The sequence below is a fragment of the Pseudomonas sp. F007 genome (assembly GCF_057814275.1).
Map to the genome: position 1 here is coordinate 333,257 of NZ_JBVATA010000005.1, position 15,344 is coordinate 348,600.

Annotated in this window: 10 protein-coding genes and 1 pseudogene; 5 read left to right on the top strand and 6 right to left on the bottom strand. The window is 62.6% G+C overall.

Features of this window, described 5'->3' with window-relative positions; all coding sequences use genetic code 11:
* Positions 1–152: 152 nt before the first annotated feature.
* Positions 153–242 (bottom strand): annotated as a pseudogene (locus tag ACZYR5_RS14350) (outer membrane lipoprotein carrier protein LolA); the annotation flags it as partial.
* A gap of 440 nt (positions 243–682) precedes the next feature.
* Between ACZYR5_RS14350 and ACZYR5_RS14355 the strand changes: the two are divergent.
* Positions 683–1,750: an autotransporter domain-containing protein gene (locus ACZYR5_RS14355; RefSeq protein ID WP_489090625.1), complete on the top strand. Its 1,068-nt coding sequence runs from the start codon at positions 683–685 to the stop codon at positions 1,748–1,750.
* 97 nt (positions 1,751–1,847) lie between these two features.
* Here the strand turns inward: ACZYR5_RS14355 and glgB are convergent, their stop codons facing one another.
* The 3 genes from glgB to ACZYR5_RS14370 all read right to left on the bottom strand — a co-directional run bounded on the left by glgB (position 1,848) and on the right by ACZYR5_RS14370 (position 10,073).
* Positions 1,848–4,064, bottom strand: coding sequence for a 1,4-alpha-glucan branching protein GlgB (glgB, locus tag ACZYR5_RS14360; RefSeq protein ID WP_489090626.1), 2,217 nt, complete (start codon positions 4,062–4,064; stop codon positions 1,848–1,850).
* Complete coding sequence (gene treS, locus ACZYR5_RS14365) at positions 4,061–7,402, bottom strand: maltose alpha-D-glucosyltransferase (RefSeq protein WP_489090627.1); 3,342 nt, start codon at positions 7,400–7,402, stop codon at positions 4,061–4,063. The genes glgB and treS overlap by 4 nt, the downstream gene beginning before the upstream one ends.
* 661 nt (positions 7,403–8,063) lie before the next feature.
* The gene (locus tag ACZYR5_RS14370) at positions 8,064–10,073 is read right to left on the bottom strand and encodes an alpha-1,4-glucan--maltose-1-phosphate maltosyltransferase (protein WP_489090628.1); all 2,010 of its coding nucleotides are present in this window, start codon (positions 10,071–10,073) and stop codon (positions 8,064–8,066) included.
* Positions 10,074–10,261: 188 nt separating this feature from the next.
* Between ACZYR5_RS14370 and ACZYR5_RS14375 the strand changes: the two genes are divergently transcribed.
* Positions 10,262–10,423, top strand: a complete 162-nt coding sequence (locus tag ACZYR5_RS14375) for a hypothetical protein (RefSeq protein WP_177327291.1) — start codon at positions 10,262–10,264, stop codon at positions 10,421–10,423.
* 44 nt (positions 10,424–10,467) lie between these two features.
* Here ACZYR5_RS14375 and ACZYR5_RS14380 read toward each other — a convergent pair whose 3' ends face one another.
* Positions 10,468–10,965, bottom strand: a complete 498-nt coding sequence (locus tag ACZYR5_RS14380; protein WP_489090629.1) for an MgtC/SapB family protein — start codon at positions 10,963–10,965, stop codon at positions 10,468–10,470.
* A gap of 120 nt (positions 10,966–11,085) precedes the next feature.
* On the opposite strand from ACZYR5_RS14380, the gene ACZYR5_RS14385 reads away from it, so the two are divergent.
* From ACZYR5_RS14385 to mapR, 3 genes are all read left to right on the top strand, one after another.
* On the top strand, positions 11,086–11,319 hold the full coding sequence (locus tag ACZYR5_RS14385; protein ID WP_489090630.1) for a DUF3203 family protein: 234 nt from the start codon (positions 11,086–11,088) through the stop codon (positions 11,317–11,319).
* A gap of 195 nt (positions 11,320–11,514) precedes the next feature.
* A complete protein-coding gene (gene ccoG / locus ACZYR5_RS14390; RefSeq protein WP_489090631.1) occupies positions 11,515–12,927 on the top strand; it encodes a cytochrome c oxidase accessory protein CcoG in 1,413 nt (470 codons plus the stop codon).
* Positions 12,928–13,073: 146 nt separating this feature from the next.
* Positions 13,074–14,483, top strand: coding sequence for a GntR family transcriptional regulator MpaR (gene mapR / locus ACZYR5_RS14395; RefSeq protein WP_489090632.1), 1,410 nt, complete (start codon positions 13,074–13,076; stop codon positions 14,481–14,483).
* Here mapR and ACZYR5_RS14400 read toward each other — a convergent pair.
* Entirely contained in the window at positions 14,480–15,226 is a 747-nt protein-coding gene (locus ACZYR5_RS14400) for an SDR family oxidoreductase (RefSeq protein ID WP_489090633.1), read from the bottom strand. The two genes, mapR and ACZYR5_RS14400, sit on opposite strands and share 4 nt — an antisense overlap.
* Between the last annotated feature and the right edge of the window lie 118 nt (positions 15,227–15,344).

Below are 15,344 nucleotides of genomic sequence, written 5' to 3' on the forward strand. Positions count from 1 at the left end.
CAGATGTTGCCCTGCCAATGACCCACTGTGGGAGCAGCTCGGGCGGCGTTCCGCTGCTCGCGAAAGCGGGCTGTCAGCCAACACATATTTGGCCGGTGCCGGCCTCTTCCCGAGCAGGCTCGGTCCCACAAGACAATGCGACCTGATCTGCCAACACAATCCACTGTAGGAGCGAGCCTGCTCGCGAAAAACCTCAGGCCGCCACGTGCTTTCTGGATGCGCGCGTTATCGTTCACGACCATCGCGGTCAAGCCCGCTCCTACAGGTTGTTTGTACTGCCAATGCAATCAGAGGGGCCAATTCAATCCGCTGTAGGAGCCAGCCTGCTGGCGATGAAGTTGATGCGGTGTGGCTGATGCTCTCCTCGCCAGCGGGCTGACTCCCACAAAGGCGCATGAGAATCGCTTCAGAGGTGATTTCACGCAGAAACAACACCTTGGAGAATCGCCAATTTTCAGTCATTTACCTGCTCTGATTTTGACGTACCGCTCATCGTTCAATTTCTTGACGCAGCGCCCGCGGTCTTCTTAGCTACAGCTTACTACCCCCCGCAAACACACCTGGGGCAGGCCCTGAACACCCGCTCTAGCGGGCCGCCAGGGTTTGCCTCGATGAAATCGGTCGCCCCTCGATCGGGGTAGGAGAGACGCCAACACGTGCACTGCCAGCCAGGTACAGCGCCATGAACACCTCCTCTTTCCAGCATGAGTTCACCCTGACCCTCACCGTTTCCACCACACTGCTGGTGCTCTGTACGTCCATGGAGGTGTTGGCCGCTGAGACTGAGGAGGAGGCCATCCCCTGGTACCGGCAAGACGTACCCACTTTCACCTTTCCGGCCACGCCGCCCCTGCAGACCGCCCGCTTCCTCAGCCAACCCGGTATCGACAATCAACGGCTGAGCATCGAGCAAGCCGCACCGTCCGCCTGGCAACGGGTCTATGGCCAACCTGCCGCCCAGGCCGAACACGACATCCTCAACTCACCCTTCGCCGCCCTCGCCGCCCCCACTGGCAAAAGCCCTGCGCTGCTGACCCTGCACGGCAATGGCGGGAGCATCCAGCGTATCGGCCTGATCGGCGGCAGCCAGCAGATTCAGGGCAACAGCAGCGGCGTGCTGATCGGTCCGGCGCTCGCCGATCCCGGCAGCGACAGCCTGAATGTGCAGGGTGACAGCCTCGGTGCCTACTGGAGCCTGATCGGCGCCAGCGGCTGGCATGTCGACTTGAGTGCCAGCGGCGGCCGGGTCAGTGGTTTCAGCCGCAACAGTGAGGGCGAGCGGCAAGCCACCGAGGGCAGCGCGGTGACCCTGTCGGTCGAAGGTGGGTTTCCCATCGGTGTCAGCAAGAACTGGGTGATCGAGCCCCAGGCGCAGTTGATCAACCAGCGCATCACCCTGGACAGCAACAACGCCGGCAACGGCAATGCTCAGTCCAGCGACATGACGTCGTGGAGTGGGCGTGTCGGCGCGCGCCTGAAAGGGAGTTACGACATCAACGGCCTGCCGATCGAACCCTATGTACGTACCAACCTGTGGCACACGGTCAACACCAGCGCCACGGTCAGCCTCGACCAGGTGGACAAGATCAGCAGCAGCCGCAACTCGTCAACCGTCGAACTGGGCCTCGGCCTGGTGGCCAAGGTCACCCCGGCGGTCAGCCTGTACGTCAGCGCCGACTACAGCAGTGATGTCGATGACAACGACCTGAACGGCCTGATCGGCAGTCTTGGCGTGCGCATGCGCTGGTGAGACCCGACAGCGAGGCAGTGTCGCAGGGAGTGGTTTGCCCGCCATTCGACCCACGGGCCGACAAGGACAATTCCCTGCCCGCCCGCCAGGTTTGCCCTCAGCCCTGCGGACGCAGGATCAATACCGCCAACGGCGGCAGATTCAACGCCAACGACATTGCCTGCCCATGACTCGGCACATCCTCGGCCAGCGCTCCGCCGCCGTTGCCGTAATTGGACCCGGCATAGATCGCCGAATCGCTGTTGAGCACCTCGTCCCACTGCCCGGCGAAGGGCACGCCAACCCGGTAAGCCTCGCGCGGCACCGGGGTAAAGTTGGCCACCACCAGCACCGGCTTGCCGGCCTTGCTCCAGCGCAGCCAGGCGTAGACGCTGTTGATGGCATCGTCACCGATCAGCCATTGGAAGCCTTGTGGCACGTCGTCCTGATCGTGCAGGGCCGGCTCGTCGCGGTACAGCCGATTGAGGTCACCGACCAACTGCTGCACGCCCTTGTGTTCCGAATACTGCAGCAGGTACCAGTCGAGTTGCTGGTCATGATTCCACTCGCGCCACTGACCGAACTCACAGCCCATGAACAGCAGCTTCTTGCCCGGATGGGCCCACATGAAACTCAGGTAGGCCCGCAGGTTGGCGAATTTCTGCCAGCGATCGCCGGGCATCTTGTCGATCAGCGAGTGCTTGCCGTGCACCACCTCATCGTGGGAGATCGGCAGGATAAAGCGCTCCGACCAGGCATAGACCAGGCCGAAGCTCAACTCGTTGTGGTGATGGGCGCGGTACACCGGATCCTGCTGGATGTAGTGCAGGGAGTCGTGCATCCAGCCCATGTTCCATTTGTAGTCGAAACCCAGGCCGCCTTGCTGAGTGCCCTGGCTGACGCCCGGCCAGGCCGTGGACTCTTCGGCAATCACCAGCGCGCCCGGGGCTTCGAGGTCGACCACGTCATTGAGGTGACGGACGAAGTCGATGGCCTCGAGGTTCTCCCGCCCGCCGTGGCGATTGGGCACCCACTCGCCGGCCTTGCGCGAATAGTCGCGATAGAGCATCGAGGCCACCGCATCGACTCGCAGCCCGTCGATGTGGAAATGCTTGAGCCAGTGCAGTGCCGAGGCCAGCATGAAGCCATGCACTTCGGTGCGCCCGAGGTTGTAGATCAGCGTGTCCCAGTCCTGGTGAAAGCCTTCCAGCGGGTTGCCGTATTCGTACAGCGCGGTGCCATCGAACTGCGCCAGGCCGTGGGCGTCAGTGGGAAAATGCGCCGGCACCCAGTCGAGGATCACGCCGATCCCCGCCACGTGGCAGGCGTTGACGAAGGCAGCAAACTCGGACGGCGAGCCGTAGCGCGCGCTCGGGGCAAATTGCGACAAGGGCTGATAGCCCCAGGAGCCTCCGAACGGGTGCTCCATGATCGGCATCAGTTCGATATGGGTGAAGCCCAGCTCCTGGACGTACGGAATCAACTGTTCGGCCAGTTCGCCCCAGCTGTACTGGCGCGCCACCTCGCCAGCATCGTCAACTTCGCAGCGCCAGGAACCGGCATGCAGTTCATAGATCGACAAGGCGGCTTGCGGATCCTGACGCTCGCCGCGAGCCTGCATCCACGCCTGATCCTGCCAGTCGATGCTCAGCGGTGCCGCGACTTTCGACGCGGTGTCGGGCGGCAGCTGGGTGGCCAGGGCCATCGGGTCGGCCTTGAGCGGCAGAATCCCGTGCTCGCCTAAAATTTCATATTTGTAGGCCTCGCCGGCCTGCAAGCGCGGCACGAACAATTCCCACACCCCTGAAGGGTGACGCAGGCGCATGGGGTGGCGGCGCCCGTCCCAATTGTTGAAGTCGCCCACCACCGACACCCGTCGCGCATTCGGCGCCCATACGGCAAAACGCACACCGTCGATGCCCTCGACATTCACCAACTGGGCGCCGAGGCAGGCACTGAGGTCGCGGTGATTGCCCTCGGCGAACAGGTAAAGATCCATCTCCCCGAGCAACTGGCCAAAGCTATAGGGATCTTCGGCGATCTGCTCGCCACCGGCCCATTGCGTACGCAGCCGGTAAGCCCCGGTACGCGGAAAATGCCCGACGAACAACCCCGGTACCTCGCTGCTCTGGAGATTACCGAGCTCTTCCCCGCTGTCGCGATCGATCACCTGCACACTCAACGCATCCGGCAGGAAGGCGCGGATGAACTGGCCGCCCGCGCCGTCGGCATGCGGGCCAAGTACCGCAAAGGGATCCTGATGTTCGGCGCGTACCAGCGCCTCGATATCACGCGCTGCCGGCAGCAGCGCCTCCTGTAGTCCCTGTTCCTTCATGACTGCTCTCCACCTGATTCGGAAAAGGGTTTGAGTTCACTCAACAATCCATGCAAACCGTGCAGCGGCACCGGCAACCAGGCCGGACGGTTTTCCGCTTCGTACGCCACTTCATACGCCGCCTTCTCCAGGCTGAACAACGCCAGCGCTGCGTCTTCGGCCCCGGGCGCCTGCCAGGCATGGCCAAGACTAGCCGTTGCCAGCCGATACGCCTGGACAAACGCCTGGCTAGCCTCACGCAAATAACGTTCGGTGACCCGTTGCCGCGCAGCGTCGCCCTGCCCGCTGCTGTCCACGCCCTGGCCACTGCGCGCCATGGCCGCCGCGTAGTCGAACGAGCGCAGCACGCCGCTGACATCCTTGTACGGACTGTGCTTGCCTCTTCGCTCATGCAACGGCCGCGCCGGTTCGCCTTCGAAGTCGATCAGATAGGCATCGCCCTTGATCACCAGCACCTGGCCGAGGTGCAAATCGCCGTGAACGCGCATGCGCAAACCGCCGGTCGCCGCCTCGGCCAGGACTTGCACCTGGTTGAGTATGGCCTTGCGTTGTTGCACTAATTGCGTGACCAGTGCCTGATCGGCAGCAGTCAGTTGCGACTGATGTTGCTCCAGCAGCAGCAAGGCGCGTTCCACTTGGGCAGCGATGGCCTTGCCCGCAGCCTTTTGATCCTTGGCCGTGGTGACCTCGCAACCGAACGCCGGGTCATCGCTGGGCAACGCCAGCAACTGATGCATTTCCCCCAGGCGCTGGCCGAGCATGGCGGCGAAATCCTGCAGTTCGCCGAGGGCGTTGTAGTGCTGGTCCTGTTCCGACATGGCATCGGCCAGTTCGTCGCGAATCGCCCGCTCGAGGTTGTTCTGGGTCCACTCCCAGGCATCGCCCTGATTGCTCAAATAGCCTTGGGCGATCATCAGCAGATTGTCGTCGCCCTGGGCATCGCGCCGCACCACTGAGCCCAGCAAGGGTGAAATATGCTCAAAGCCGGCGGCTGTCAGGTAAGCGCCCATTTCCAGTTCCGGGTGTACGCCACTGGCGACCTTGCGGATCAATTTCAACACCAGGCTGCCACCGATCACCACCGAACTGTTGGACTGCTCCGCCGACAGGTAACGCACTTCCGACTCGGCGCCCAGGCCCAGTTCGGCCAGGCGCGGTGTGGGTTCGAAGCGGATATCACCGTCGCTGGAACTGAGCACGGTTTGCGCCTGCAACCCCTGCAACACCGCGCGGATAAAACTTTCCAGACTGAAGGCATCAGTCACCAGGCCGACCTGACGGCCACGTCGCACCCTGGATAAAGCCAACTGCTGGGGCAGCGCCGCGCCCACCTGGTCTTCCGCTAGAAAGCCCAACGGCAATTGATAACGACTGACTTGGCCCTGGCTGCTGACCTCGATCTCACTGAGCAACACCGGGTGCTGTGCATCACCAAAGCGCACGCCGTAGGCCATGCGCACCGAATCGATGCCTGCATCCTTGCCGGTAAACCAGCGACGGTTCGTCAGCCAACTCGGCAGCACGGTCTGCTCCAACAAGGTGCGCGAAGGTGCCTCCAGCAGCTCTTCCATGCGCTTTTTCAGGACCAGGGTAATGAAGTCCGGCAGGCTTTGCGCAGGCTCGGCGTGCCAGCTCGGCATCTGGTTTTCGGCGGCGAGGACGAACCAGTAGAAACCGTAGGGCGCCAGGGTCAGCAGGAAATTCAGCTGGCCAATGGGCGGGAAGGCATTGCCGCCGAGCATTTCCACCGGGACCATGCCGACGAATGCCGACAGGTCCAGTTCGGCGGCCTGGGCGCTGCGCGAGACGTTGGCCACGCACAGGATGATTTCCTGACGGCCGTCCTCCCCCGTGAACTCACGGGTATAGGCCAGGATTCGTCGGTTGCTCGGCGACAGCATTTTCAGGCTGCCCCGGCCGAACGCCTTGGATTGCTTGCGCACGGCGAGCATGCGCCGGGTCCAGTTGAGCAGCGAATGGGGGTCACCGGCCTGGGTTTCGACATTGACCGACTGATAGCCGTATTGCGGGTCCATGATCGGTGGCAGCACCAGACTGGCCGGATCAGCGCGGGAGAAGCCGCCGTTACGGTCGATCGACCACTGCATCGGCGTGCGCACGCCGTCGCGGTCTCCCAGATAGATGTTATCGCCCATGCCGATCTCGTCGCCGTAGTACAGGGTCGGCGTGCCGGGCATGGACAACAGCAGGCTGTTGAGCAATTCGACCCGACGGCGGTCGCGTTCCATCAATGGCGCCAAACGCCGGCGAATACCCAGGTTGATACGCGCCCGACGGTCGGCGGCGTAGTAGTTCCACAGGTAATCGCGCTCGCGGTCGGTGACCATTTCCAGGGTCAGCTCATCGTGATTGCGCAGGAAAATCGCCCATTGGCAGTTCGCCGGGATCTCCGGGGTCTGGCGCAGGATATCGGTGATCGGAAAGCGGTCTTCCTGGGCCAGCGCCATGTACATGCGCGGCATCAGCGGGAAGTGAAAGGCCATGTGGCATTCGTCACCGTTGTCGCCATGGGTATCGCCGAAATACAGCTGGGTGTCTTCCGGCCATTGGTTGGCCTCGGCCAGCAGCATGCGGTCCGGGTAGTTGGCGTCGATCTCGGCGCGGATCTGCTTGAGCACGTCATGGGTTTCGGGCAGGTTTTCGTTGTTGGTGCCGTCGCGCTCGATCAGGTACGGGATGGCGTCCAGGCGCAGGCCGTCGATGCCCATGTCGAGCCAATAGCGCATCACCGACAGCACTGCTTTCATGACCTGCGGGTTGTCGAAATTGAGGTCAGGCTGGTGCGAGTAGAAACGGTGCCAGAAGTACTGGCCGGCCACCGGATCCCAGGTCCAGTTGGACTTTTCGGTGTCGAGGAAGATGATCCGCGTGCCGTCGTACTTCTGGTCATCATCGGACCACACGTAGAAATCCCGCGCCGCCGATCCGCGCTTGGCCTTGCGCGCGCGCTGGAACCAGGGGTGCTGGTCGGAGGTGTGATTGATCACCAGTTCGGTGATCACCCGCAGCCCGCGCTTGTGCGCCTCGGCGATAAACCGCCGGGCATCGGCCATGGTTCCGTAGTCGCTGTGCACGCCCCGGTATTCGGCGATGTCGTAGCCGTCGTCACGCCGTGGCGAAGGGTAGAACGGCAACAGCCAGATGGTGTTGACGCCGAGATCGGCGATGTAGTCGAGTTTGCTGATCAGGCCGGGAAAATCGCCAATGCCGTCGTTGTTCGAGTCGAAATAGGATTTGACGTGAACCTGATAAATCACCGCGTCCTTGTACCAGAGCGGGTCGTTGTTGAAGGTGGCTGACCTGGGTTTCTTCGCCATGAAAATCTCCTGCTCGAATTGGGGGTGGAGCGGTGTTGCTACGGGTCTTTGTAGGAGCTGGCTTGCCAGCGAAGCCGGCCTGACGGTGCACATATCCCTCCCTGCCTAAAACTCCGCTCCACTGTAGGAGCTGGCTTGCCAGCGAAGGCGATGTGTCGGTCTACATATCCCTCTCTGCCAATACTCCGCTCCACTGTAGGAGCTGGCTTGCCAGCGAAGGCGATGTGTCGGTGTACATATCCCTCTCTGCCAATACTCCGCTCCACTGTAGGAGCGGTCTCCCGCTTGCGGCTGCTAGCGAAGGCATTTTTCCGGTGTACATATCCATTCCTGCGGTAACGGCGGCCTATGGTTTCGCTCTTACAGCGACTCCCTTTTTTACAAGCGCCAAAAAAAGGAAGCAAAAAACGCTTGCCCCAACCTCCGGCCCCCTCGCTTAGGCTCGGCGTAACTTCGCTCCGGCATCCATCCGCGGGTCATCGCCTCCGGTTGGCTTCGCTGGCACCTCCTCTCGATGACTGCGGCTGCGCCGCAGCGCGCTACGCGCTCCCCTCGGATGAATGCCTCCACTCAGCCGTCGGTAACGGGGCCTGTGAATCAAAATCCCAAGCAGCCGAGGCGGCCTGCCGGCCGGCCTGGCTGGGGACTGGTGCGCCACCCCTCACACCGATATCCGCCATATCCCAAACGGCTGATGCCAAGGCTCAATCCGCATCCACTGGGTCTTGCCATACCAGGTCCAGCGATGGCCATTCATTAAATCTTCACCCTGGGTCGCGGCGTCGTCGGGCAGGCCCAGTTCCCACAACGGCAGTTCGAAATGCGCCTCCTGGGCGTTGAAGGGGTCGAGGCTGACGGCGACCAGGATGAAGTTTTTGCCATCGGCGGTGCGTTTGCCGAAGTAGAGGATGTTGTCGTTCCAGGCGTTGTAGATCTGCAAGCCCAGGTGCGTATGCAGTGCCGGGTTTTGTCGGCGAATGCGGTTGAGTTGGGCGATTTCGGCGATGATGTTGCCCGGCGCCGTGAAGTCGCGGACGCGGATCTGGTACTTCTCCGAGTCCAGGTATTCCTCCTTGCCCGGCACCGGCGCCGATTCGCACAGTTCAAACCCCGAATACATGCCCCACAGCCCCGAACCCATGGTCGCCAGCGCGGCGCGGATGAGGAAGCCGGCGCGGCCGGACTGGTGCAGGAAGCCCGGGTTGATGTCCGGGGTATTGACGAAAAAGTTTGGCCGGTAGCACTCGCGCCAGGGCGACTGGTTCAGTTCGGTCAGGTAGGTCGCCAATTCGTGCTTGGTATTGCGCCAGGTGAAGTAGGTGTAGCTCTGGGAGTAACCGACCTTGCCCAGCCGCGCCATCATCGCCGGGGTGGTGAAGGCCTCGGCGAGGAAAATCACTTCTGGGTACTTGGCGCGTACATCGCCAATCAGCCACTGCCAGAACGGCAGGGGCTTGGTGTGGGGGTTGTCGACACGGAAGATCTTCACCCCCTCCTCGACCCAGCCAACCACAATGTCGCGCAGTTCCAGCCACAGGCTGGGGATGGCGTCGGCGGCGTAGAAGTCGACGTTGACGATGTCCTGGTACTTCTTCGGAGGATTTTCCGCGTACTTGATCGTGCCGTCCGGCCGCCAGTTGAACCAGCCCGGATGCTGTTCGAGCCAAGGGTGGTCCTGGGAGCACTGGATAGCGAAGTCGAGGGCGATCTCCAGGCCGTGGTCGTTGGCCGCCGCCACCAGGCGGCGAAAGTCCTCGCGCGTGCCCAGTTGCGAATGAATCGCCTCGTGCCCGCCCTCCTCGCTGCCAATCGCATAGGGACTGCCCGGATCATCGGGGCCGGCGGTCAGCGAGTTGTTCGGACCTTTGCGATGGCTGCGGCCGATAGGGTGGATCGGCGGGAAATACAGCACGTCGAAACCCATGTCCTGGATCATCGCCAGGCGCGAGTGGACATCGTTAAAGGTGCCATGGCGCGCCGGATCGTCGGTGATCGAGCGGGGAAACAGCTCGTACCAACTGGCAAACTGCGCCGCCTCGCGTTCGACATCCAACGGGTATTCGGGACTCAGGCTGAGGTAGGGTCGATTGTCCGCGGCGGCCATCAACCAGCGGCTGTGGGGGTGCAGGAACAGCGCCACCTGCTCGGCTTCCAGCAGCCCTTCCAGCTGATGCTGCAATGCCGCCAGCTCCTCACTCAACGCCCCTTCGCTGCGCTCGGCGGCGTGCTGCACCTGCTGGCGGCCCTCCTGCAGTTCAAGGCTGACCGGAACCCCAGCGAGATGCTTTTTCTCCAGCTCATAACAGAAGCTGGCGAACTGATCGATCCACGCCTCGATGCAGAAGCGGTAACGACCCGGCGCCAGCACCTTGAACTGGCCCTGCCACGCGTCGTTACCGAGGTCCTTCAGCACATCGGTGTGCCAGATCGCGGTCGCTTCGTTACACCAGCGCACCCGCACCGCCAGCTTGTCGTGGCCGTCGGCAAACACCTTGCTGCGCACCGTCACGGTCTGCCCGGCAACGGCCTTGACCGCAAACCGCCCACCATCGAGCACCGGCTGGGTGTTCTCGATGGCAATACGCGGCAGCAGCAAGGCCTGGGCCAAGGGCAGATGCGAATTGTGATCCTGTGAATCGTCGTGCAATTGCGGTGGTAATTCGGTCGTCATCGAGCATCGCCCCTTACGCCCCATGGACGCTCTTGTGCCTGATTTCAGTGCCTGTCTGACCTGCTTAAGTTTCCGAACGCCAGGACCCGGGAAAAGTTCAGCCGGATCTGCAATCCGCCCGGCGGTGGAATCAATTCGTGGTGTCTGCGGTCCATCGCACTAAGCCAAGCACAAAAGAGGCCACCACGATGAGTATCCCGACCCCACCAGAAACGCCCGATCCAAACATCGACCAACCGATCCTGCCGCCCACCGACCCCGAGCCCGTCCCGGAAAAAGACCCGGTGCCACCGGGTACGATGCCGCCGGTGGGTGATCCACCGCCGGAGGAGCCGCCGATTCGGGTGTAAACCACTGATCCTGCGCGAGCCAGTTGACGATCCCATGACGATCGTCACTGCTCGTCTTTCTCCAACCACCGCACAATCACCGGCATCACACTGAACACCGCCAACGCCAACAAGGTACTCAGCACCGCCGTCGATTCCCGTCCCAACCCGGCGGCGACACCAATGGCGGCGGTCATCCACAGCCCGGCGGCGGTGGTCAGGCCTTTGACGTGGCTTTCGTCGCCATCCTTGTTTTTCAGGATGGTCCCGGCGCCGAGGAAGCCGATGCCGGCGATCACGCCCTGGACCACCCGACTCATCGCGTCCGACTCTGCGCCTGCAACCTGCGGCACCAGCACGAACAGCGCCGCGCCCATGGCCACCAGCATGTGGGTGCGCACGCCGGCGGCCTTGCCTTTGTGCTCGCGCTCGAAACCGAGGATCGCCCCCAGCAACGCGGCGATCAGCAGGCGCACGGTGATGCGGGTCAGTTGCGCGGCGTCGCCGATATCGGCGAACTCGCCTTGCAGGGTGATCCAGACTTGCTGCCACCAGGCGTCCATGGGGCGCTCCTCGTTAAGGACAGGAATAGTCGATGGACAGCGCCGACCGCTAATCGGTTGCAGCGAACGATGCCCGCCGCATGGCCCCTAAAGAACAGGTCCGCCCAACTGGAGAGTCCCATGCCCGTACGCATCGAAAACCAGACTTGTTTTTTCACCACCGAGAGCGGCGAAGAAATTCGCCTGGCAGCCGACCTGACGGTGATCACCGACGGCGCAAAATCGATGTCGGCGGTCGACCTCGATGGCCAGCGCGTGTTCATCACCGAAGCAGAAGCCGACGCTTTGACCGTAGCAGGCGCCGCCGACGGACGCCGGCACCTGCGGGCCACCGACAGTGATTCGGTGATTTGACTGATACAGATCAGCACCGCCGCGAATGCCCTGTGCCAGGCGCTCGCGGCACGCCTGGCGGGGTGCATCAAGTTGTCGCAGGGGCGCTTCATCAGCACATCTGATCCGCTTTTTAATCCAATACCTGAGTCTGTTATGCAAACAGTTGCGCGCTCATAGTGCATCGGCCTGATGGAGGCTGATGAGCGAAAGACCATGAGCGAAAAAATCCCCGTCCGATTAGTAGAAACATTCGAGCCTTCGCGTCCAAAGATGAAGGCCAAATCCAGCGACAACCAGATCCACACCCGCAGCTTCACCGGCTTGTTCCGCAACCTGCGGGTGGCCGGCGCGGGCTTTCTGTTCCTGGCCTTTTTCGGCACCGTGTGGCTGAACTGGGGTGGGCGTCAGGCCGTGCTCTGGGACCTCTCGGAAAGCAAATTCCACATCTTCGGCGCGACCTTCTGGCCCCAGGATTTCATCCTGCTCTCGGCGCTGCTGATCATCTGCGCCTTCGGCCTGTTCGCCATCACCGTGTTCGCCGGGCGAGTCTGGTGTGGCTACACCTGCCCGCAGAGCTCGTTCACCTGGCTGTTCATGTGGTGCGAAAAAGTCACCGAGGGCGAACGCAACCAGCGGATCAAGCTGCAAGCGGCGCCGTGGAGCCTGAACAAACTGCTGCGGCGTTCGGCCAAGCACACGATGTGGCTGGCGATCAGCGTCCTAACCGGCCTGACCTTCGTCGGCTACTTCACCCCGATCCGGCCATTGGCCGAAGAGCTGCTGACCCTGCAAATGGCCGGTGTCAGCCTGTTCTGGGTGCTGTTCTTCACCGCCGCGACCTACATCAACGCCGGCTGGCTGCGCGAAGCGGTGTGCATGCACATGTGCCCGTATGCGCGGTTCCAGAGCGTGATGTTCGACAAGGACACCCTGACCATCTCTTACGACAGCGCCCGCGGCGAAAACCGTGGCCCGCGTAAACGTGAGGTAAAACCGGCCGACGTCGGCCTCGGCGATTGCATCGACTGCCAGATGTGCGTGCAGGTCTGCCCCACCGGCATCGACATCCGCGATGGCCTGCAGATGGAGTGCATTGGCTGCGCAGCGTGTATCGACGCCTGTGATTCGATCATGGACAAGATGGGCTACGCCCGTGGCCTGATCAGCTACACCTCCGAGCACCAGTTGCAGGGCGGCAAGACCCACCTGCTGCGCCCGCGACTGGTGGGTTACACCCTGGTGCTGCTGGTGATGATCGGCGCCCTGGTGCTGGCGTTGATGGAGCGGCCGATGGTGTCGCTGGACGTCAGCAAGGACCGGGGTCTGTTCCGCGAAAACAGTCAGGGCCAGATCGAGAACATCTACAGTCTCAAGGTCATCAACAAGACCCAGCAACGCCAGGAATATCAGTTGTCGCTGGTGGACGCCGAGGGCTTCCAGCTCCAGGGCAAGACCGAGTTGAGTCTGGCGCCCGGCGAGATCCTCGATGTGCCGGTCTCGGTGGCGATGCTGGCTGACAAGGCCGACAGCAGTTCGCAGAGCCTGTACTTCAAGGTGACCGACAGCGACGAGCCCGAGGTCAACAGCGTGGCGAAAAGCCGGTTTGTTGCGCCGACCAACCGTTGAGCCTTTACACTGCGGTGCTGCATTCGCGAGCAGGCTCGCTCCCACAGGTACTGCACAGCCTTACATGTGGGAGCAGCCCGGGCGGCGTTCCGCTACTCGCGAAACAAGCACCGCAATTTCCCTGAAAGACACCCATCGGGCCCTCAATGAAACGCTACGAAAAATTCGCTGACGACATTGCCGAACTGATCCGCTCCGGGGTGCTCGGCCCCGGCCAGCGCGTGCCGTCGGTGCGCTATGCCAGCCAGACCTACGGGGTCAGCCCGTCCACGGTGTTCCAGGCCTACTACCTGCTGGAACGCCGTGGGCTGATCCGCGCCCGGCCGCGCTCCGGCTACTTCGTCAACACCCATGCACCGAGTCCGTTCTCGGAGCCGGTGATCAGCAGCGAGGTCAACGAGTCCACCGAAGTCGACGTCAGCGAACTGGTGTTCTCGGTGCTCGATTCGATCAAGGACCCGCACACCGTGCCCTTTGGCTCGGCGTTCCCCAGCCCGACGCTGTTTCCGCTGCAACGCCTGGCGCGTTCGCTGGCCAGCGCCAGCCGCGAAATGGACCCACGGATGGTGGTCACCGACCTGTCGCCGGGCAACCCGCAATTGCGCCGGCAAATCGCCCTGCGCTACATGGTCGGCGGGCTGATGTTGCCCATGGAGGAACTGCTGATCACCAATGGCGCGCTGGAAGCGTTGAACCTGTGTCTGCAGGCGGTCACCGAACCCGGTGATCTGGTCGCTATCGAGGCCCCGGCGTTCTACGCCAGCCTGCAAGTACTGGAGCGGCTGAAGCTCAAGGCCGTGGAAATCCCCGTGCACCCGCGCGATGGCATCGACCTCGGGGTCCTCGCGCAAACCCTCGAGCGCCATCCGATCAAGGCCTGCTGGTGCATGACCAGCTTCCAGAACCCGATGGGCGCAACCATGCCCGAGGCGAAGAAGCAGGAGCTGGTGGAGTTGCTGCGCCGCCATCAGGTGCCGTTGATTGAAGACGACGTGTACGCCGAGCTCTATTACGGGCAACAGGCGCCCAAGCCGGCCAAGGCGTTCGACACCGAAGGGCTGGTGATGCATTGCGGTTCGTTCGCCAAGAGCCTGGCGCCCGGCTACCGGATCGGCTGGGTCGCCGCCGGGCGCTATGCGCAGAAAATCGAACGGCTGAAACTGATGACCTCGCTCTGCGCCTCGATGCCGGCCCAGGCGGCGATTGCCGACTACCTCCAGCACGGCGGCTACGACCGCCACCTGCGCAAGCTGCGCTACGCCCTGGAAGAACAGCAGAGTGCGATGTTGGCGGCGATTGCCCGTTATTTTCCGGCGCAGACTCGGGTCAGTCAGCCGGCCGGCGGTTATTTCCTGTGGCTGGAACTGCCGGCGCAGATGGATTCGTTGAAGTTGTTCCAGATGGCCCTGGCCCAGGGCATCAGCATTGCGCCGGGGCCGATCTTTTCGCCGACCCAGCGTTTTCGCAACTGCATCCGCCTGAACTACGGCAGCCCCTGGACCGAGGACAGCGAAAAGGCCATGGAAACCCTGGGGCGTATCGTGCGCTCGTTCTAGCGCCCGCCGCCCAGATCGATAAAGGTCCCGGTCGAGTACGACGCCTTGTCCGACAGCAGCCAGATGATCGCCTCGGCCACTTCTTCCGGGCGTCCAACACGGGCCATGGGAATCGCCGATTCGAGTTTGCTGACCCGCTCGGCATCGCCACTGAGGGCGTGGAAGTCGGTGAAGATGTAGCCCGGGCGCACCGCGTTGACACGAATGCCTTCGCCGGCGACTTCCTTGGACAGGCCAATGGTGAAGGTATCCAGCGCGCCCTTGGACGCGGCGTAGTCGACGTACTCACCCGGCGAGCCGAGGCGTGCGGCCACTGACGAGACGTTGACGATGCTGCCGCCCTGCCCGCCGTGCTTGGGCGACATGCGCAGCACGGCATGCTTGGCACAAAGGATCGGCCCCAGGACGTTGGTTTTCATGATCTTGAGGATGCGGAACTCGGACATCTCCTCGACCCGGGATTTGTGCCCGACCGTGCCGGCATTGTTGACCAGGGCGGTGACGCGACCCAGTTCGTGGTCGACGCGCTGGAACAGGCTGATCACTTCATCTTCGATGCTGACGTCGGCACGCACGGCGATCGCCTGGGCACCGAGGGCCCGGACCTGCTCCAGCACCTTGTGCGCGGAGTCTTCATCGGCCTGGTAGTTGATGCAGATGCGATAGCCCTGCGCTGCGGCCAGCAATGCCGTGGCCGCGCCAATCCCCCGACCGCCTCCGGTGATGATGATGACTTTTTCCATGGTCAAAGCTCTCCTCCTTACTCGGCACCCCTCACCCCCCTGTAGGAGCTGGCTTGCCAGCGAAAAACGTCAACGATGACGCGAGCATCCTGAATGTACGCGGCGCTTTCGGGTTTTT

What these genes read in the sequence shown, in the direction of transcription:
- treS (WP_489090627.1), bottom strand. Translation starts at nt 7,402, where the DNA reads ATGGCGAAGAAACCCAGGTCAGCCACCTTCAACAACGACCCGCTCTGG.
- ACZYR5_RS14355 (WP_489090625.1), top strand. Translation starts at nt 683, where the DNA reads ATGAACACCTCCTCTTTCCAGCATGAGTTCACCCTGACCCTCACCGTT.
- ACZYR5_RS14370 (WP_489090628.1), bottom strand. Translation starts at nt 10,073, where the DNA reads ATGACGACCGAATTACCACCGCAATTGCACGACGATTCACAGGATCAC.
- ACZYR5_RS14385 (WP_489090630.1), top strand. Translation starts at nt 11,086, where the DNA reads ATGCCCGTACGCATCGAAAACCAGACTTGTTTTTTCACCACCGAGAGC.
- ACZYR5_RS14400 (WP_489090633.1), bottom strand. Translation starts at nt 15,226, where the DNA reads ATGGAAAAAGTCATCATCATCACCGGAGGCGGTCGGGGGATTGGCGCG.
- mapR (WP_489090632.1), top strand. Translation starts at nt 13,074, where the DNA reads ATGAAACGCTACGAAAAATTCGCTGACGACATTGCCGAACTGATCCGC.
- ACZYR5_RS14380 (WP_489090629.1), bottom strand. Translation starts at nt 10,965, where the DNA reads ATGGACGCCTGGTGGCAGCAAGTCTGGATCACCCTGCAAGGCGAGTTC.
- ccoG (WP_489090631.1), top strand. Translation starts at nt 11,515, where the DNA reads ATGAGCGAAAAAATCCCCGTCCGATTAGTAGAAACATTCGAGCCTTCG.
- ACZYR5_RS14375 (WP_177327291.1), top strand. Translation starts at nt 10,262, where the DNA reads ATGAGTATCCCGACCCCACCAGAAACGCCCGATCCAAACATCGACCAA.
- glgB (WP_489090626.1), bottom strand. Translation starts at nt 4,064, where the DNA reads ATGAAGGAACAGGGACTACAGGAGGCGCTGCTGCCGGCAGCGCGTGAT.